13 protein-coding genes and 2 pseudogenes are annotated in these 19,068 nt (G+C 66.6%); 10 read left to right on the forward strand and 5 right to left on the reverse strand.

Annotated features, from left to right (window positions below; genetic code table 11):
- Nucleotides 1–150 precede the first annotated feature (150 nt).
- Nucleotides 151–534: a 50S ribosomal protein L17 gene (gene rplQ, locus NSQ78_RS04280; protein ID WP_005408217.1), complete on the forward strand. Its 384-nt coding sequence runs from the start codon at nucleotides 151–153 to the stop codon at nucleotides 532–534.
- A 199-nt stretch (nucleotides 535–733) separates the two neighbouring features.
- A complete protein-coding gene (locus NSQ78_RS04285; protein WP_005415421.1) occupies nucleotides 734–1,240 on the forward strand; it encodes a disulfide bond formation protein B in 507 nt (168 codons plus the stop codon).
- Between the two features lie 63 nt (nucleotides 1,241–1,303).
- Here NSQ78_RS04285 and NSQ78_RS04290 read toward each other — a convergent pair whose 3' ends face one another.
- Nucleotides 1,304–3,436: a TonB-dependent receptor gene (locus NSQ78_RS04290; protein WP_308306509.1), complete on the reverse strand. Its 2,133-nt coding sequence runs from the start codon at nucleotides 3,434–3,436 to the stop codon at nucleotides 1,304–1,306.
- Nucleotides 3,437–3,665: 229 nt separating this feature from the next.
- Here NSQ78_RS04290 and NSQ78_RS04295 point away from each other — a divergent pair, with 229 nt between their 5' ends.
- Nucleotides 3,666–5,057, forward strand: coding sequence for a 3-deoxy-7-phosphoheptulonate synthase class II (locus tag NSQ78_RS04295; protein ID WP_057494608.1), 1,392 nt, complete (start codon nucleotides 3,666–3,668; stop codon nucleotides 5,055–5,057).
- A gap of 596 nt (nucleotides 5,058–5,653) precedes the next feature.
- Nucleotides 5,654–6,842, forward strand: a pseudogene (locus NSQ78_RS04300) (mechanosensitive ion channel family protein).
- 81 nt (nucleotides 6,843–6,923) lie between these two features.
- Here the strand turns inward: NSQ78_RS04300 and NSQ78_RS04305 are convergent.
- Genes NSQ78_RS04305 through typA form a run of 3 tightly spaced genes read right to left on the reverse strand, consistent with a single transcriptional unit; the run spans nucleotide 6,924 to nucleotide 10,914 of the window.
- Nucleotides 6,924–8,546, reverse strand: a complete 1,623-nt coding sequence (locus NSQ78_RS04305) for an amidase (RefSeq protein ID WP_064237726.1) — start codon at nucleotides 8,544–8,546, stop codon at nucleotides 6,924–6,926.
- Nucleotides 8,547–8,587: 41 nt separating this feature from the next.
- Nucleotides 8,588–9,055, reverse strand: coding sequence for a DUF2127 domain-containing protein (locus NSQ78_RS04310; protein WP_049467554.1), 468 nt, complete (start codon nucleotides 9,053–9,055; stop codon nucleotides 8,588–8,590).
- Between the two features lie 11 nt (nucleotides 9,056–9,066).
- Nucleotides 9,067–10,914: a translational GTPase TypA gene (typA, locus tag NSQ78_RS04315; RefSeq protein ID WP_049467556.1), complete on the reverse strand. Its 1,848-nt coding sequence runs from the start codon at nucleotides 10,912–10,914 to the stop codon at nucleotides 9,067–9,069.
- Nucleotides 10,915–11,189: 275 nt separating this feature from the next.
- Here typA and NSQ78_RS04320 point away from each other — a divergent pair, with 275 nt between their 5' ends.
- From NSQ78_RS04320 to NSQ78_RS04330, 3 genes are all read left to right on the forward strand, one after another.
- Nucleotides 11,190–11,681, forward strand: coding sequence for a peptidylprolyl isomerase (locus tag NSQ78_RS04320; protein WP_004153629.1), 492 nt, complete (start codon nucleotides 11,190–11,192; stop codon nucleotides 11,679–11,681).
- Between the two features lie 117 nt (nucleotides 11,682–11,798).
- Nucleotides 11,799–12,785, forward strand: a complete 987-nt coding sequence (locus NSQ78_RS04325; protein ID WP_049467557.1) for a malate dehydrogenase — start codon at nucleotides 11,799–11,801, stop codon at nucleotides 12,783–12,785.
- A 106-nt stretch (nucleotides 12,786–12,891) separates the two neighbouring features.
- Entirely contained in the window at nucleotides 12,892–13,506 is a 615-nt protein-coding gene (locus NSQ78_RS04330; protein ID WP_064237727.1) for an RluA family pseudouridine synthase, read from the forward strand.
- A 238-nt stretch (nucleotides 13,507–13,744) separates the two neighbouring features.
- On the opposite strand, the gene NSQ78_RS04335 is transcribed toward NSQ78_RS04330, so the two are convergent.
- The gene (locus NSQ78_RS04335; RefSeq protein ID WP_339207958.1) at nucleotides 13,745–14,656 is read right to left on the reverse strand and encodes an IS110-like element ISStma6 family transposase; all 912 of its coding nucleotides are present in this window, start codon (nucleotides 14,654–14,656) and stop codon (nucleotides 13,745–13,747) included.
- A 666-nt stretch (nucleotides 14,657–15,322) separates the two neighbouring features.
- Between NSQ78_RS04335 and prpE the strand changes: the two are divergent.
- The 3 genes and pseudogenes from prpE (at nucleotide 15,323) to NSQ78_RS04350 (ending at nucleotide 18,990) form a co-directional block, all read left to right on the forward strand.
- Nucleotides 15,323–17,199: pseudogene (prpE, locus tag NSQ78_RS04340) on the forward strand (propionate--CoA ligase).
- Between the two features lie 185 nt (nucleotides 17,200–17,384).
- Complete coding sequence (locus NSQ78_RS04345; protein WP_049468321.1) at nucleotides 17,385–17,888, forward strand: hypothetical protein; 504 nt, start codon at nucleotides 17,385–17,387, stop codon at nucleotides 17,886–17,888.
- Nucleotides 17,889–17,934: 46 nt separating this feature from the next.
- On the forward strand, nucleotides 17,935–18,990 hold the full coding sequence (locus NSQ78_RS04350; RefSeq protein ID WP_064237729.1) for a suppressor of fused domain protein: 1,056 nt from the start codon (nucleotides 17,935–17,937) through the stop codon (nucleotides 18,988–18,990).
- Nucleotides 18,991–19,068: the final 78 nt, after the last annotated feature.

The following is a 19,068-nucleotide window of genomic DNA, read 5'->3' on the forward strand; positions in this document are numbered from 1 at the left end:
CTTCAACGCAACACACCACGCCACGACGAACCGCAGGTTCGCGGGCAGGTCGTCCAGGACGGGTGACCAGGACCAACCGCAGTCCGCGCAGTAACGCCAGGATGGCGACAACGATCCACACAGCCGCATCATTAACCAAGGAATATCACCATGCGTCACCAGAAGTCTGGCCGTAAGTTCAGCCGCACCAGCGCCCACCGCGAAGCGATGTTCAAGAACATGGCCGCCTCGCTGTTCAAGCACGAGCTGATCAAGACCACCCTGCCGAAGGCCAAGGAACTGCGCCGCGTTGCCGAGCCGCTGATCACCCTGGCCAAGGTCGACTCCGTCGCCAACCGCCGTCTGGCCTTCGCCCGCCTGCGCGACAACGAAGCCGTGGGCAACCTGTTCACCATCCTGGGCCCGCGCTACGCGAACCGTCCGGGCGGCTACCTGCGCCTGCTGAAGTGCGGTTTCCGCGCCGGCGACAACGCACCGATGGCCTACGTCGAGCTGGTTGACCGTCCGGTCGTGGCCGAGGAAGTGGCCGAGTAATCGGACTGCTCCAATGCGACACAGCGAAAGCCCGGCCTCTGCCGGGCTTTTGCATTTCCGGAGCGGAGGTCCGGGGTCGGATCCCGTGCCATGGGCGCGGGATCTGACCCGCACCGTTCCGACAGGCGTCACCTGTGGCGGTTCGAATGGCGCGCGCTCTCGGTTACGCTTGGCGCCTTGATCCATTCGAGCGTTGACGATGAATCCACTGCGCTGGCCCTTCCGCGCCCAGTTCTTCCTGGGCTTCCTGATCTGCGCGGGCCTGCTCGGCTACGCGATCTTCCTGCAGCTCAAGATGGGCCTGGAGCCGTGCCCGCTGTGCATCTTCCAGCGCCTGGCTTTTGCCGCGCTGGGCCTGCTGTTCCTGATCGGTGCGCTGCACGGGCCGTCCAACCGTCCCGGCCGCGCCACCTACGGCGTGCTCGCCTTCATCGCGGCGGCCGTCGGCGTGGGCATCGCTGCGCGCCACGTCTACGTGCAGATGCTGCCGCCGGAGATGGGCGCGACCTGTGGCCCGCCGCTGAGCTTCCTGCGCGAGACCATGGGGCCGCTGGAAGTGTTCCGCACGGTACTGACCGGTACCGGCAACTGCGGCAACATCGACTGGACGTTCCTGGGCCTGACCATGCCGATGTGGTCGGGCGTGTGGTTCGTGCTGCTGGCGCTGTGGGCGCTGGTGGTGTCGCTGCGCAAGGTCAAGCGCTGAAGCAAGGCGGGGTCGGAGCCCTTTCCTGCGGAAAGAGATCCGACCCCAGGCACCCTGGCGTCCTCAGAAGTCCTGCTGCAGGCTCAGGTAGGCGCCCCGGCGCGGACCCCACTGCGGGGCGAACACGCCGACGCCACCGCCATCACGCAGCTGGTAGCTGCGGTCCAGTGCGTTGATCAGGGCGAGTTGCACGTGCAGGGGATGGCCACTGTCGGCGTTGAAGTCATGCCCGGCGCTGAGGTTCACCTGCAGGTAGGACGGCAGTTCGCCGCCGTTGGGCACGCCGTCGGCGTCCGAGCGCAGGCCGCTGCCGAACAGGTAGTTGGCACCGATCCGGTTGTGCCCGGCAAAGGCGTAGCTGAAGCCGCCCGAAGATGTCAGTTTCTGGTCGTGGTCGAGGTGGATCCAGTGGTTGGCCACATAGGCCAGTGCGTCCGGGTCGAGGTTGTACTGGCTGGTGATGACCTGGGTGCCGATCGCCTTGTTGTAGGCCGCGTTGAAGTAGGCGCTGAACGGGCCGTTGCTGTAGTCGGCGCTGAACTCCAGCCCACGGATGTGGCCACGGCGATAGTTGAACGTCGAGTAGATGTAGGCGGCGCCGAACTGGCCTTCGTCCTGCAGGCGCGCAACGCGGCGGTCGTAGGCGTCCAGGCCCAGGGTCAGGTGGTCGCCCAGCTGCTGCGAGATGCCGATGTCGTAGTAGTCGCTGCGTTCGGCCAGGGGCGTGTTGTTGCCGCCGCTGGGCTGCTGGTTGGTGGTGCCGTCGTACAGCGCGATGTCGCTGCTGGCAATCAGCTCACTGGCCGGCGGCGTGAAGTAGCGCGCGTAGCCCGCATGCACGGTGGTGCGGTCGCTGGCATTCCAGACCACGCCTGCGCGCGGGCTGAGCTGGCCCTCGGTGCGTCCAAACGCCTTGTAGCGGTCGCCGCGCAGCCCGTAGTTGACGGTCCAGTCGTCGCCGATCTTCCACTCGTCCTGTACGTACACCGCCAGCGTGCTGGCGTGGAAGGCGCTGCGGTCTGGAATCAGCAGTGGCGTGGTGCTGGATTGCTGGCCGGCGCCATCGACCGGGAAGACCCAGCTGTTGTTGCTGGCGCGCGCATTCTCGTAGTTGCCGTACAGGCCGTAGCGCAGCGTGTGGTCATTGCCCAGCGGGGTGGAGAAGTCGGCCTGCAGCGTGTTGGCGCGGTTGCTGCGCTGCACCTGTGAGGCGACGCCGCTGAACACCAGGTCGCCGATGACATCCGGATGGAATGCCACATCGCTGTAGCGCTGCCCGGCCGAGAGCTGATAGGCGGTGCTGCCCAACGTGCCCTGCAGCACCAGCATGCCGAAGCGGGTGGCCTCGCGCTGGGTTTCATCCAGCTGGCTGGAGTCGAAGGCGGTGGTATCGAGGTAACCGAACTGCGGCGTCTGCCCGGGGTTGACCGGGATCTGGAAGCGATTGTTGGCAAAGCCGGCGAACACGCTCAGGCGGGTGTTCTCGTTGACCAGGTAGGTGAGGTCGGCGAAGGCCTTGCCCTGGTGGGTGTCGTCGTGCTGCGGCTTGCGCGTGCTGGTCGGGTTCTCCAGGCCCACCTCGTTCTGGTCGTAGTTGCCGGTCAGGAACCAGCTCCAGCGCCCCTGGTTGCCCCACCAGGAGGCATTGGGATTGATCTTGCCGAACGCGCCTGCGGTCAGCCCGGCGCTGCCGCCATTGCCAAGCTCTGCGCCGCTGCGGGTGGTGATGTCGACCACCGCTGCCGTGCGTTCGCCGAACTGTGCCGGCAGCGCGCCATCCATCAGGCGGAGGCTCTTGATCGTGCGGGCATCCAGGGTCTGGCCAAAGCCGGAGATCGACTCGGGCAGCAGGACGCCGTTGATGCGGTACTGCAGATTGGCGTGGTCGCCGCGCACGTGCACGCCGCCGTAGGAATCCTGGACCACGCCCGGGGCCTGCAGCAGCACCTGGCTCAGCGGCGCCGAGGCGCCCAGCGGCTGCTTCTGGATGTCCTCGGCGGTGATCTGGTACTGGCTGCTGCCGATGTCCGGCGACAGCGCATTGCGGGCCTGGTCGAGCTGGGCACTGACGGTGACCGTATCCAGGTCCTTGACCGATGGTTTGCCGTCGTCGGGCGTGGCCGCGAACGCGGGCAGGCTGGCCAGGGCCAGGGCCAGGGCGAAGGTGATGCCGGTAGCGAGCAGGGAGGGCTTCATGGCAGCGGGCTGTGGAAGGGAGCTGTGGAAGGGAGGGCGGGGCGATTGTTACTTCGTAACAGTGCGTGGCGAATCATGCGCCTGTCCGGAGCCCCCGGCCATGCGATTTCTGGCCGATCGCGAGAGCCTTTGCCCGGCGTTCAGTCATGTGCAGGCGTCGGCCGGGCCTTTGCGGCAGCGGTCGGCTCTGCGACCATGAACGCCTTCTCCCCCCCGCCGGAAACCTGCAATGAGCCTGTCCGCCGTTTCGCCTGTTCCCGATCCTGCCGCGACCGCCGTCGGCGCTGCCTGGTCGCCGGAGAGCTGGCGTGGCAAGACCGCGCTGCAGATGCCGACCTACCCCGACCCGGTGGCCTTGGACGCTGCCCTGCACGAGCTGAAGCGGCTGCCACCGCTGGTCACGTCGTGGGAAATCCTGGCACTGAAGCAGCAGCTGGCCGAGGCCCAGGAAGGCAAGCGGTTCCTGCTGCAGGGCGGCGATTGCGCCGAGAACTTCAGCGACTGCGAATCCGGCACGATTTCCAACCGGCTGAAGGTGCTGCTGCAGATGAGCCTGGTCCTGGTGCATGGTCTGCGCCAGCCGGTGATCCGCGTCGGCCGCTTCGCTGGCCAGTACGCCAAGCCGCGTTCGGCCGATACCGAAACCCGCGACGGCGTGACCCTGCCCAGCTACCGCGGCGACGTGATCAATGCGCCGGCGTTCACCGAGGCGGCGCGCCTGCCCGACCCGAAGCGCATGCTGCAGGCGCACGCGCATTCGGCGATGACGATGAACTTCGTGCGCGCGCTGATCGATGGGGGTTTCGCCGATCTGCACCACCCCGAGTACTGGAACCTGGAATGGGTGAGCCATTCGCCGCTGGCCGCCGAATACCAGAAGATGGTGGCGTCCATCGGTGATGCGGTGCACTTCATGGAAACCCTGGCCGGGGCCCGCGTGCACAACCTCAACCGCATCGACTTCTACACCTCGCATGAAGCATTGCTGCTGCCCTACGAGCAGGCGCTGACCCGGCAGGTGCCGCGCCAGCAGGGCTGGTTGAACCTGAGCACGCATTACCCGTGGATCGGCATGCGTACCGCCGCGCTGGAGGGCGCCCACGTGGAGTACCTGCGTGGCGTGCGCAATCCGATTGCAATCAAGGTGGGCCCGTCGGTGTCGCCGGACCAGCTGCTGCGCCTGATCGATGTGCTCAACCCGCATGACGAGCCTGGCCGCCTGAGCTTCATCCATCGCATGGGGGCGGCGCAGATTGCCGAGAAGCTGCCGCCGCTGCTGGATGCGGTCAAGCGCGACGGTCGCCGCGTGCTGTGGGTGTGCGATGCGATGCATGGCAATACCGAGAGCACCGCCAATGGCTTCAAGACGCGCCGCTTCGACAACGTGCGCGGCGAAGTGGAGATGTCGTTCGATCTGCATGCGGCGGCAGGCACGCGCCTGGGCGGTGTGCACCTGGAGCTGACCGGCGAGGACGTGACCGAGTGCACCGGCGGCGCGCGCGAGCTGACCGAGCGTGACCTGGAGCGCGCGTATCGTTCGACGGTGGATCCGCGGTTGAACTACGAGCAGTCGCTGGAGATCGCGATGGCGATCGTGCGCAAGCAGGAGCAGGTGCGGTAAGGGGTTGCGGCAGGGCTTGCAGCCCTGCACCTGCTGCGTGCTGGAGCAACAGCAACAGCAACAGCAACAGCCGAAGCAGAAGCGGCTTTCCTGTGGGTAGGCGGGGTGGGTCCGATTGCGGGAGACGCCGTAAACCCATCCATGGGGGCTTGGCCGCGGCATCCATGCCGCGGACACTCCCGCAACCGGACCCACCCCGCCTTCGACAGATCTCTGCGATCTGCAGTAGATCCACGCCATGCGTGGATGAATCTCCATCGGAATCGAATATTTCGAATGGGAATCCAAAAGCATCCACGCATGGCGTGGATCCACCGTGTCGACCAAGGTCGACACCTACCAATAGCCGCCGGAATCTGTCAGAGGTGGGGCGGTGTGGGCAGGCAGGACCGTTGGCGCCATGGATGGCGCCATCGAGCCCCCATGGATGGGTTTACGGCGTCTCCCGCAACCGGACCCACCCCGCCATCCCTCGGAATGCACGCTGTTGCTGTTGCTGTTGTTTACCAGCGGCTCTACACTGCCGCAGGTGCAGGGCTGCACGCCCTGCCGATCAACACCCTGCTTACGAACGACTGACACGGCGCTCATGCGCCATGCGCGACGCTGCCCGTTGGTGTGTTCACGCAGAGGTGGCAAGGGTGCATTGGGAGCGCATGCAGGCCTATGCATGGCCGTTGGGTCTGGCGGTGCTGGTGGGTGGCATCGGCGCCTGGCTGATCCTGTGGATCTATCATCGGCTGAAAGGGCGTGATCGGCGGCGCGCGCGCATCGGTCGCGTGCTTGGATTGCCGATGGCCACCGCATGGCCGCTGCTGCTGTTGATCCCTGCATTGCAGGCCACCCCGCTGCAGGATCCCGTTCTGGGCAACCTGCAACGGGTGCTGCATATCGCGCTGACCGCGTGCTTCATCTGGCTGCTGGTGCGGGCGGTGGCGGCGGGCGAACGGGCCATCCTGCGCAGCCATCCCATCGATGTCTCCGACAACCTGGAAGCGCGCCGCATCCAGACCCAGACCCGGGTGCTCAGCCGCGTGCTGATGGGCGGCATCATCGTGCTGGGCGCATCGCTGGTGCTGCTGACGTTCCCGATGGTGCAGAAGATCGGCACCGCATTGCTGGCCTCGGCGGGGCTGATCGGGCTGGTTGCGGGCATCGCCGCCAAGCCGGTGTTCGGCAACCTGATCAGCCGGCCTGCAGATCGCAGTGACGCAGCCGATCCGGCTGGATGACGTGGTGATCGTCGAGGGCGAGTGGGGCCGCATCGAGGAGATCGGCAGCAGCTATGTCGTGGTGCGCATCTGGGATGAGCGGCGGATGGTGGTGCCGCTGACCTGGTTCATCGAGAACCCGTTCCAGAACTGGACGCGGCGCAGCGCCGACCTGCTCGGCACCGCGTTCCTGTGGCTGGACTATCGTGCCCCGGTGGCAGCGATCCGTGCCGAGCTGGAGCGCATCTGCCGCGGTGAAGCGCTGTGGGACGGCCGGGTCTGCGTGACCCAGGTGACCGAGACCAGCGAGCGTGCGATCCAGGTCCGCCTGCTGGTCAGCGCGCGCAGCTCCGGCGATGCCTTCGACCTGCGCTGCCTGGTCCGCGAACGCATGCTCGATTTCCTCGCGCGCGAGCATCCGCAGTCGCTGCCGCAGGTGCGTGCGCGGCTGCAGCACGAGGACGAGCAGGACATGCCGCGGGCGCCTCGCGCGCGTACCGCCGATGTGCGTTCGCCGGGTGCTGAGGATGGTGAGGCGGCGATCGTGCCGGTGGAGCTGGAGCCCGATCGGTAGCGCCCGGCCGCTGGTAGCGAGCGTGGTTCTGTACCAGCGGCCGGCACTACCGGAAGCAGGATGTCGCGGCGTTACCGGAGCTCACGGCTCGCCGGCGTCGATCAGCGCATCGGTATCGAAGTGCGGAGGACGCCGCGCGCGGGTGCGCTGTTCGTAGGCGTAGGCCATTTCGATCAGCTTCGGCTCGCTCCAGGCGGTGCCCATGAACAGCAGGCCCACCGGCAGGCCGTTGATCTGGCCCATCGGCACGCTGAGGCTGGGATAGCCGGCCACGGCGGCGGCGCTGTAGCTCTCGCCGGGAAAATCGTCGCCTTCGCTGCGGATCGGCCACGCCACGCCGGTGGTGGGTGCCACCAGCGCGTCCAGCCGGTGGGCGGCAAGGGCCGCATCGATGCCTTCGGGGCCGGCCAGCCGGCGGGCATCGCTGCGTGCGCGGATGTAGGCGGGGTCGGCCAGGCCAGCGGTAGCCTCGGCTTCCACCAGCAGTTCCTGGCCGAACAGGCCCAGTTCCTGCTTGCTGTGCGCCTGGTTGAAGGCGATCAGGTCGGCCACGCTGCGCACGGGGGCATGGTGGGCGCTGAAGTAGCGCTCCAGCCCGGCCTTGAACTCGTACAGCAGCAGCGTGCGCTCGGCCTCGGCCCAGGCGCCCTGGTTGGGCAGCGTCACCGGCACCACGACCGCACCCGCGCGGCGCAGCTCGGTGGTGGCCTGTTCGATCAGCGGTGGCATGCCGCGGTACGTCAGCAGCGGTGTCTGCAGCAGGCCGATGCGCTTGCCGCGCAGGCCCTGTGGATCCAGCCGCGCGGTGTAGTCGTAGACCGCGCGGCCGGGCATGGTCGCCGTGGCCGGGTCGGCATCATCGCGGCCGGCGATCGCGGTCAGCACAGCGGCGGCGTCGGCGACGCTGCGTGTCATCGGCCCGGCGGTGTCCTGGCTGAACGAAATCGGGATGATGCCGTCTCGACTGATCAGGCCGACGGTCGGCTTGAGCCCGACGATGCCGTTGATCGCTGCCGGGCAGACGATACTGCCGTCGGTTTCGGTGCCGATTGCCACGCTGGCCAGGTTGGCCGCGACTGCCACCGCGCTGCCGCTGCTGGAGCCACAGGGCGAGTGGCTCAGGCGATAGGGGTTGCGGGTCTGGCCGCCGCGCGCGCTCCAGCCGGAAATCGAATCATTGCCGCGGAAATTGGCCCATTCGCTGAGATTGGTCTTGCCCAGCACCACCGCACCGGCGTCGCGCAGCCGCCGTACCAGGTACGCGTCGTCCGGGCGGAAGCCCTGCAGGGCCAGCGAGCCGGCGCTGGTGGCCATGGGCGCGGCGTTGATGTTGTCCTTCAGCAGCACCGGGATCCCGTGCAGCGGGCCGCGCAGGCGTCCCGCACGGCGCTCGCGGTCGCGTTCGGCGGCGTCCTTCAGGGCATCGGGGTTGAGCTCGATCACCGCGCGCAGGCGGGGCCCGGCGCGATCCAGGGAGGCGATCCGCTGCAGGTAGGCCTGGACCAGGGTGGCGCTGTCCAGCTCGCCGGCGGTCATCTGCGCCTGCAGGTCGGCGACATCGGTTTCAGCGTAGGGGAACGGCACGTTGCGGCTCGCGGGTTCGGCCGCATGCGCGCTGGACGCGGCCGGGCTGCAGCCAGCCGAAAGCAGCGCAGGCAGCGCGGCAAGCAGGCAGGTCAGCAGAGGCGGCAAGGACGGGCGCATGGGGCGGCTTGGTCGGCTCCAATCCCCAGTGTAGCCGGTGCTCAGCGGTGGCGCTTGCGCAGGTCGCGGGCGAGGACGTAGACCACGATCAGGTTGATCGCCAGGATCGTCCACGATGGCCAGCCGGGATGGCGGATGATCGCGAAGATGTCGAAAGGCAGGTACAGGGAGGCGGTCAGGCAGCCCAGCCAGGAGGCCCAGGCCTTGGCCCGCCACAGGCCCCAGGCTTCGACCAGGTGCAGCAGGCCGTAGCCGATCATCCCCGCCGCGGCCAGATGGACCGCGTCGGGGCTGATCATGTGCAGCAGCGAGGGCAGGGTGCCATGGTCCGGATCCAGGCTGAAACGCCGGATCAGGACCATGATGCCGTGCCGCAGCGGTTGCGGTCCGAGCACTTCCAGCCCGGTCGCGGCCAACAGCGCCAGCATCGCCTTGCTCGCTTCGAGCAGGGCGATGACGTGCAGACCCGGATGCCGGTGCGGATCCGGGTTGTAGCCGCTCGGGTTCACGGGGTGCTGGCTCAGCCGCCGCGCGAAGCCTTCTTGCGGTCGCTTTCGGTCAGGAACTTCTTGCGCAGGCGGATCTCCTTCGGGGTGATCTCGACCAGCTCGTCGTCTTCGATGAAGTCCAGCGCCTGTTCCAGCGAGTACTTGATCGCCGGGGTCAGCTGGATCGCATCGTCCTTGCCCGAAGCGCGCATGTTGGTCAGCGGCTTGGTCTTGATCGCGTTGACGGTCAGGTCGTTGTCCTTGGAGTGGATGCCGACCAGCTGGCCTTCATACACGTTGTCGCCTTCGGCAGCGAAGAGCTTGCCGCGCTCCTGCAGCGGACCCAGCGAGTAGGCGGGGGTGACGCCCGGCGCATTGGCGATCATCACGCCGTTGATGCGCTTGGCGATCGCGCCCTGTTCCTTCGGACCGTAATGGTCGAACACGTGGAACAGCAGGCCCGAGCCCTGGGTCAGGGTCTTGAACTCGTTCTGGAAACCGATCAGGCCACGGGCCGGGATCTGGTACTCCAGGCGCACACGGCCCTTGCCGTCCGGCTCCATGTTCTTCAGCTGGCCCTTGCGGGTGCCGAGCTTTTCCATCACGCCGCCCTGGTGCACTTCCTCGATGTCGACCACCAGCTGCTCGATCGGCTCCATCATCTGGCCGTCGATTTCCTTGATGATCACTTCCGGGCGCGACACGGCCAGCTCATAACCTTCACGGCGCATGTTCTCGATCAGCACCGACAGGTGCAGTTCGCCGCGGCCGGAGACCAGGAACTTGTCGGCGTCTTCCAGCTGCTCCACCTTCAGGGCCACGTTGTGGACCTGTTCGCGGTCCAGGCGGTCCTTGATCTGGCGGCTGGTCAGGAACTTGCCACCGGACAGGTCCTTGTTGCCGGCGAACGGCGAGTTGTTGACCTGGAAGGTCATCGAGATGGTCGGCTCGTCGACGGTCAGCGCCGGCAGGGCTTCGGGGGTGTCCGGGTGGCACAGGGTGTCGGAGATGGTCAGCTCCGGAATGCCGGAGATGGCCACGATGTCACCGGCTTCGGCGGTGTCCTGCTCGATGCGCTCCAGGCCCAGGAAGCCCAGCACCTGGGCGACCTTGCCGTTGCGCTTCTTGCCTTCACGGTCGATGACGGCGACCTGCATGTTCTTCTTCAGGGTGCCGCGCTGGATGCGGCCGATGCCGATCACGCCCACGAAGTTGTTGTAGTCCAGCTGGCTGATGCGCATCTGGAACGGGCCTTCCGGGTCCACTTCCGGACGCGGGGCGTGCTGCATGATCGCTTCGTACAGCGGGGTCATGTCGCCGTCGCGCACGGTGTCTTCCAGGCCGGCGTAGCCGTTCAGGGCCGAGGCGTAGACGATCGGGAAGTCCAGCTGCTCATTGGTGGCGCCGAGCTTGTCGAACAGGTCGAAGACCTGGTCGATCACCCATTCCGGACGGGCGCCCGGACGGTCGATCTTGTTGACCACGACGATCGGCTTGAAGCCCATCGCGAAGGCCTTCTGGGTCACGAAGCGGGTCTGCGGCATCGGGCCGTCCATCGCATCGACCAGGATCAGCACGGTGTCGACCATCGACAGCACGCGCTCGACCTCACCGCCGAAGTCGGCGTGGCCGGGGGTATCGACGATGTTGATCCGGTTCTTGATGCCGGTCTTCTTGTCTTCCCAGGTGATGGCCGTGTTCTTGGCCAGGATGGTGATGCCGCGTTCCTTTTCCTGGTCGTTGCTGTCCATCACGCGCTCGGCGAGGACGGTACGCTCGGACAGGGTGCCGGACTGCTTCAGCAGCTGGTCGACCAGGGTGGTCTTGCCATGGTCGACGTGGGCGACGATGGCGATGTTGCGAAGATTTTCGATGGACATACGAAAGGGGGCCAGTCGGCGCCGGATTTGGAAAAAGAAGTCCAACATTATACGTCGAACTTGACGATTCGCGAAAAGGTGGATTTCACGCCGGTCCCGGGCGCCATTCAGGTGGCTGTCCAGCGCCCCCCCGGCCGAGGCTGCCAGGAAGGCGGGCGGCGCTGCCCGTCCGGTGGCTGAAGCCGGCGTCTCCACCGATGGTCGAAGCCGCCGCCGCCACGAGGCAGGTGTAAACTAGGGGGCTAGACGCATTCCCCTTTGCATCAAGGATCTTCATGTCCCTCATCGCCACTTTCGACACCACCCAGGGCCCGATCAAGGTCGAGCTGTTCGCCGACAAGGCGCCGCTGACCGTGGCCAACTTCGTGAACCTGGTCAAGCACGGCTTCTATGACGGCCTGATCTTCCACCGCGTGATCGCCGACTTCATGATCCAGGGCGGCTGCCCGCAGGGCCGTGGCACCGGCGGCCCGGGCTACAAGTTCGAAGACGAGAAGAATGGCGTGAAGCACGAGGTCGGCTCGCTGTCGATGGCCAACGCCGGCCCGAACACCAACGGCAGCCAGTTCTTCATCACCCACATCAAGACCGATTGGCTGGACGGCCGCCACACCGTCTTCGGCAAGGTCCTGGAAGGCCAGGCCATCGTCGATTCGGTCAAGCAGGGCGACGTGATCCATTCGATCACCCTGGAAGGCGACGTCGACGCCGTGCTGGCCGCCCAGGCCGAGCGCGTGGCGGAGTGGAACAAGCACCTCGCCGCCTGATCCCCTTCGAAACGGCCACCCACGGGTGGCCGTTTCCCTGTTCCGCGCCGCCCGCCCGGCCTGCATGGCCACGCCCGCGGCGTCCCATCAAACGCTTGCAAGCAAGAGGAAACCCCCATGAAAGCACCCGTTCGTGTTGCCGTGACCGGCGCCGCCGGCCAGATCGGTTATGCCCTGCTGTTCCGCATCGCCTCCGGCGAAATGCTGGGCAAGGACCAGCCGGTCATCCTGCAGCTGCTGGAACTGCCGGTCGACAAGGCCCAGGCCGCCCTGAAGGGCGTGATGATGGAGCTGGAAGACTGCGCCTTCCCGCTGCTGGCCGGCATGATCGGCACCGACGACGCTGAAGTCGCGTTCAAGGACGCCGACATCGCCCTGCTGGTGGGTGCACGTCCGCGCGGCCCGGGCATGGAGCGCAAGGACCTGCTGCTGGAAAACGCCAAGATCTTCACCGCCCAGGGCGCGGCGCTGAACAAGGTCGCCAGCCGTGACGTGAAGGTGCTGGTGGTCGGCAACCCGGCCAACACCAACGCCTACATCGCGATGAAGTCGGCCCCGGACCTGAAGCCGGAAAACTTCACCGCCATGCTGCGCCTGGACCACAACCGCGCGCTGAGCCAGCTGTCGGCCAAGCTCGGCAAGCCGGTCGGTGGCATGGAGAAGCTGGTCGTGTGGGGCAACCACAGCCCGACCATGTACCCGGATTATCGTTTCGCCACCGCCGATGGTGCGTCGATCGCCGATGCGATCAACGACCAGGAGTGGAACGCCAACACCTTCATCCCGACCGTCGGCAAGCGCGGCGCGGCGATCATCGAAGCCCGCGGCTCGTCCTCGGCCGCTTCGGCCGCCAACGCTGCCATCGACCACGTGCGTGACTGGGTGCTGGGCAGCAACGGCAAGTGGGTCACCATGGGCGTGCCGTCCGACGGTTCCTACGGCATTCCGGAAGGCGTGATCTTCGGCTTCGCGGTCACCACCGAGAACGGCAAGTACACCCTGGTCAAGGATCTGCCGATCGACGACTTCAGCCAGAAGTACATCGACAAGACCCTGGCCGAGCTGGAAGAAGAGCGCGCCGGCGTCGCCCACCTGCTGGGCTGATGCAGGCGGTACCGGCTCCGGCCGGTACGTCTTCCATCGAGGTCGGTACCCAGAGAACGGGGAAGCTTCGGCTTCCCCGTTTGCGTCTGGACGGATACGGAACGGCATGATCCACCTGCACTACATCGACGACGCACTGCTGGTGGCCGAGAAGCCGGCCGGCCTGCTGTCCGTGCCCGGCCGCAGTGCCGAGAACCAGGACTGCGTGGTGGCGCGCCTGCAGGTGCTGTACCCGGATGCATTGACCGTGCATCGCCTGGATCAGGTGACGTCCGGCCTGCTGCTGCATGCGCGCGGCAAGGCGATGCAGGCAGCGCTGTCGATGCAGTTCGAGCAGCGCCAGGTCGGCAAGCGGTATGAAGCGATGGTGCAGGGGCTGCTCGAGGGTGATGCCGGCGCAGTGGACCTGCCGTTGATCGTGGACTGGCCGAACCGGCCGAAGCAGAGGGTCGATCACGAATGCGGCAAGCCGGCGCTGACACGCTGGCGCGTACTGGATCGCGATGCTGAGGCGCAGCGCACCCGCGTGGCGCTGGAGCCGGTCACCGGCCGCAGCCATCAGCTGCGCCTGCACATGGCCAGCCTCGGCCATCCCATCGTCGGTGACGTGCTGTACGGTGCCGCCCCGGCGCGACGCGTGCACCTGCATGCGCGCAGCCTGCGGTTCATTCATCCGGTGACGGGCGAGGCGCTCGCGTTCGAGTCCGCGGCTCCGTTCTAGGGGTTCGGCAGGGCTACGCCCTGCACCCGCGGTAGTGCCGGCCGCTGGCCGTCAACCTCAGAAGCAACAGCCGAAGCAACAGCGGGCTATCCGTGGGATGGCGGGGCACTGTGGGTTTGCGGGGACGCCGTAAACCCATCCATGGGGGCTTGGTCGCGGCATCCATGCCGCTCACGCCCCGCAAACCCACAGTGCCCCGCCTTCGACAGTTGGCCGGCGGCCAGTAGCAACTGTCTTGTCAGGGGCAGCCGAGGGCCACCTCGGCGTCCCGCTTACGGGCGTTGAGGATCACCAGCATTTTGCGCATGACCGCCACGAGCGCCACCTTGCTCGCTTTGCCCTTGGCCTTCAGGCCAGCGTAAAACGCGCGCAGTCTTGGCTCGTACCGGATGGCCGTCAGGGCCGCCATGTAAAGGGCTTCGCGTACCACCGCGCGCCCACCACTGATCCGCCGTTGGCCCTGCCAGGTGCCACTTTCGCGGTTCATCGGGGCCAACCCCACCAGCGACGCTATGGCTTTGCTTCCCAAGCTGCCCAGTTCGGGCAACTCGCAGGCCAGTGTGCTGATCAGGATGGGGCCGACGCCTTTGAGCGCGCCGATGTTCTTCCAGCCAGGCTGTCCCTCAAGCTGCTCGGCAATAGCTTTGTCCAGTTGCTTCAGGTCGTCAGATAGCTGAGCTATATAGCGTTGCTTCATCGCAATCAGATCCGGATCGACCAATCGCCGCAAGCGCTGCATCTCACTGACGCGCATCTGCACCAGATGCCTGCGGCATTGCGCAAATTCAGCCAGACGCTGCTGCCAAGGGGCAGGCGGTACGTAGCGGGTCAGCGGTAACAAATGGGACATCTGCGCCAGCACTGTCGCATCGAGCCGATCGGTCTTTGCGGCACGGCCCGTGCCTTGGGCAAATCGCCGTGCACGCGCCGGATTGATTCGCACCATCGGCAGGCCGGCGTGCAATGCATCCAGAGCAGCACGCTCGTAACCCCCGCTTGCCTCAAGAACGACCTGCTTGATCGGCCACGTCTTCAGCCACCGAATCAAGCGTACAAAGCCGCGCTTGTCGTTGCTGAATTGGCGAAACTGCTCTCCATGGACGGCCACATCCAGCGTGGCTTTGCTCACATCAATCCCGATCCCAAACATGGCAGAACTCCGCTAGGCTGACAGGGTCGAGAGCTCTCCCCGCTTGCCCAGTCTTATCAGTTCGAGCGCCAACTCAACCAACTGTTCGGGCGGTTCAGGGAGAATCCGGCGTGGGGACCCAAGCTACTTCTCGGTCGCAAGACCTGGATCCACACGGTCGCCCACGCCGGGCTCTCGGCACCCAAGGTGCCAGATCGGCAAGAGATAAGATCCACGCCATGCGTGGATGCATCTCAATCGGAATCGAGTATTCCGAATTGAAATCGACATGCATCCACGCATGGCGTGGCTCTACCGTGTCGACCCAGGTCGACACCTACCAGAGCATTCGACCCAGGTCGACTCCCACCTAGGCAGAACGCAGTTCCGACAGATCGCGGCAGTCTGTCGAAGGCGGGGTGGCTCCGGTTGCGGGGGCGTGAGCCGCATGGATGCGGCGACCGAGCCTCCATGGACGGATTCACGGCGTCCCCCGCAACCGGACCCACCTCGCCATCCCACGGGAAACCCGCTGTTGCTTCTGAGGTTGCTTACCAGCGGCGGCCACACCGCGGGTGCAGGGCGCAGCCCTGCAGAACAAACCCCACCCCCTACCAAGGTAGGGCGGCCCGCGCGGCAGCGCCGGACTATCCTCGAACCCATGACTTTGTCTGGGAGGGCTGCGTCATGAACTACGAGGAAACCTACCGTCGCTCGATCGACGAGCCGGAGGCCTTCTGGGGCGAGGAAGCCAAGCGCATCCACTGGCATAAACCGCCGCAGCAGGTGCTCGACTACAGCAATCCGCCGTTCCGGCGCTGGTTCGTCGGCGGTGAAACCAATCTCTGCTACAACGCCGTCGACCGCCACCTGGCCGAGCGCGCCGACCAGCTCGCGCTGGTCGCCATTTCCACCGAAACCAACAGCACCCGCGAGATCACCTATCGCCAGCTGTATCGCGAAGTGAACGACTTCGCCGCCGTGCTCAAGCACCTCGGCGTCGGCCACGGCGACCGCGTGGTGATCTACATGCCGAACATGGCGGAAGCCGTGTTCGCAATGCTGGCCTGCGCGCGCATCGGCGCGGTGCATTCGGTGGTGTTCGGTGGCTTTGCCGCGCACAACCTGGCACTGCGCATCGATGACGCCAAGCCCAGGCTGCTGATCGCCGCCGACGCGGGCATGCGCGGTGGCAAGCTGATTCCGTACAAGCCGATGGTCGACGCCGCCTGCGCCGAAGCGGCGTCGCCTCCGCCACACGTGCTGATCGTCTCGCGTGGGCTGGATGCCGCCGAACCGCGCGTGCCGGGTCGCGACGTGGAGTACGCCGCGCTGCGCGCACAGGTGGGTGAAGTCGACGTGCCGGTGCAGTGGCTGGAAGCGAGCGAGCCGAGCTACCTGCTGTACACCTCCGGCACCACTGGCAAGCCGAAGGGCGTGCAGCGCGATGTCGGCGGCTACGCGGTGGCGATGGCGCAGTCGATGGAAACCGTATTCGACTGCAAGCCAGGGCAGGTGATGTTCTCCACATCCGATGTCGGCTGGGCGGTGGGTCATTCCTACAACGTGTACGGCCCGCTGATCGGCGGCTGCACGTCGCTGCTGTACGAAGGGTTGCCGACGAATCCGGACCCGGGCATCTGGTGGGCGCTGTGCGAGCAGTACAACGTGCGCACGATGTTCTCCTCGCCCACTGCCATCCGCGTGCTGAAGAAGCACGATGCGGACTTCATCCATCGCCACGACCTGCGCGCGCTGAAGTACCTGTTCCTGGTACGAGCCGCTGGACGAACCGACCGCGCACTGGATCAGCGAAGCGCTCGGCAAGCCGATCATCGACAACTACTGGCAGACCGAGACCGGCTGGTACGCTGACCCTGCTGCCGGGCCTGGAGATGAAGCCGGTGCGCTTCGGTTCGCCGGGCTTCCCCAACCTCGGCTACCGGATGAAGGTGATCGACGAGAACACCGGCGAGGAAGTGGCAGCGGGGCAGAAGGGGGTGCTGGTGGTGTCGCCGCCGTTGCCGCCGGGCTGCATGAGCACGGTGTGGAACGACGACAACCGTTTCCTGCAGAGCTACTTCAGCCACTTCAAGGAACTGCTGTACAGCTCGCTGGACTGGGCGATCCGCGACGACGATGGCTACACCTTCATCCTCGGCCGTACCGACGATGTGATCAATGTGGCCGGGCACCGGCTGGGCACGCGCGAGATCGAGGAGGCCATTTCGAGCCACCCGCGCGTGGCCGAGGCGGCGGTGATCGGGGTCAAGGACGAACTGAAGGGGCAGGTGCCGTTGGTGTTCGTTACCCTCAAGCAGGGCCTGGATGGCGAGGATCCGGCGCCGGTGGTGGCCGAGATGATGGCCACGGTGACCACCTCGCTCGGCGCGGTCGCGCGCCCGGCGCACGTGCACGTGGTCAACGCGCTGCCCAAGACCCGTTCGGGCAAGCTGCTGCGGCGCTCGTTGCAGGCGCTGGCCGAGCAGCGCGACCCGGGCGACCTGTCGACGCTGGACGACCCCGGCGCGCTGGAAGAGATCCGGCGGGCGCTGGGGCGTTGACCGGGTAGTGCTACCCACTGGCCTACACCCCCATCAATCCCGAGGTTGTACCAGCGGCCGGCACTCCCCTCTGACCTGCAATACGCGGCGCGCGCCGGGGAAGGCGCGTGCCCTCGGGGGATGGCACACAGGGGGGCGTGCCCGCGAGGGCCCGCCGGCATGGCGCATCGAGGGAGGGGGAGGCAATGGCATTGCTGCACGCCAAGACGGCTGCTGGCCGTCAGGAAATCGAAGACCGTGGCCGGCGCCTGCCGGCGGGGCTGCGCTCGATCCTGCTGATGGTCGATGGCCGTCGCGACGACACTGAACTGCGCGGCCTGTTGGAAGGCCTGCGCGCGCCTGCCGATGCGCTGGAGCAGCTGGCCGCGCAGGGACTGATCGAAGTGATCGGTGGAAGCGCAGACGTGGCGCCCGCACGTGGCCTCAGCACCGGTCGCGAACACGACCCGGCGCTGTACCAGCAGCTGTACGACGCAATGAGCGAGGCGGTGCGGCGTCATCTGGGCCTCAAGGGGTATTTCATGCAGTTGAAGATCGAACGCTGCACCGATGCACTGGCACTGGAACGCCTGTGCCCGGAACTGCTGGCGGCGGTCGCCAAGGCGCGCAGCCCGGCGCTGGCCCAGCGCTGGTGGCAGGAAACCCGGCTGGCCCTGCTGGACACCGGCAGCGAGGTCGTGCAGGCCTGAGCCAACGCGTAAAGTGATCGGTTCACTTCCCCACAAGGAGTCCCGCGTGCAGGACGACCACGACGACACCGACACCCCTGGCTGGGACGCGATCAATGCGGCACTGGCACCGCTGTACGCGGGCCAGGAACCCCGCCACTACGGCACGGCATTGCCGTACACGCTGGGGGGCCAGGATCCACTGGATGGCATCAGCGTGTACTGGGTGGACGCGCCGCTGCCGCATTGGCACTACATCACCTATGGCTTCTCCGAGCTGTATGCCAAGGAGAGCCGCGATGCTGCCGCCAGCGGCTATGGCTTCGAGCTGACCTTTCGCCTCGCGGCCGAAGCCGGCGAGGACGCCGGCAGCCCGCCACCGGTGTGGCCGATGAACCTGCTGCAGAACCTGGCGCGCTATGTGTTCGGTAGTGGCAACGTGTTCGAGGACGGTCACCACCTCAATGCCAACGGCCCGATCGCGCTGGAGACCGACACGCGGCTGTGCCATCTGGCGTTCATTGCCGACCCGCAGTTGCCGGCACGCGACACCGCCAATGGCCACCTGCAGTTCCTGCAGCTGGTTGGATTGACCGATGAGGAAATGGAGGCAGTCAAGCGCTGGTCCACGCGCGGCGTGCTGCAGGCGTTGCAGCCGGCAATGCCGTTGTGGGTCAGCGACCTGCACCGCGGCAACCTGCTGGAGGACCCTGCGCTGGCGGCAGAGGTGCGGGCCGGCAGCGAGCGCGAAGGCTCCAGCACCGGCATGTTGTTCATCGAGACACTGGACTGGCGCCAGGAGGCGGGCATGACCACGCTGGTGCTTGGCGCCGGCCAGGTGGCGAGCGTGTGCGAACTGCTGCCGCTGCGCCTGCGCCATGGCAGATCGCTGGAACTGGTCAGCCGCGAGCGGCAGTGGGAGTTCATCGCGGACGGGGGCGGTGAAGTGGCGGACGTATCCGCCGACAGCGCGCGCTGGTCACTGGACGAGGCGGGCCTGCAGGCCCTGGCAGGAGTGCGCGCCGAGCGCGGGGTCTACCCGCTGGCAGGAAGGTTGCGTATCGAGGTGGTGCCGACCTACCTGCGCGATGCCAAGGGGGAAGTGATCCGCCAGATCGGCTGATCGCGCCAATGAAATCGAGGGGGGGGGGGCGGAGCCGCCTGGTAGCCGATGGGGTCAGATCCGTTCACCACGCGAACG

This window comes from Stenotrophomonas sp. FSL W7-1447, from assembly GCF_037966425.1.
GTDB lineage: Bacteria > Pseudomonadota > Gammaproteobacteria > Xanthomonadales > Xanthomonadaceae > Stenotrophomonas > Stenotrophomonas pavanii.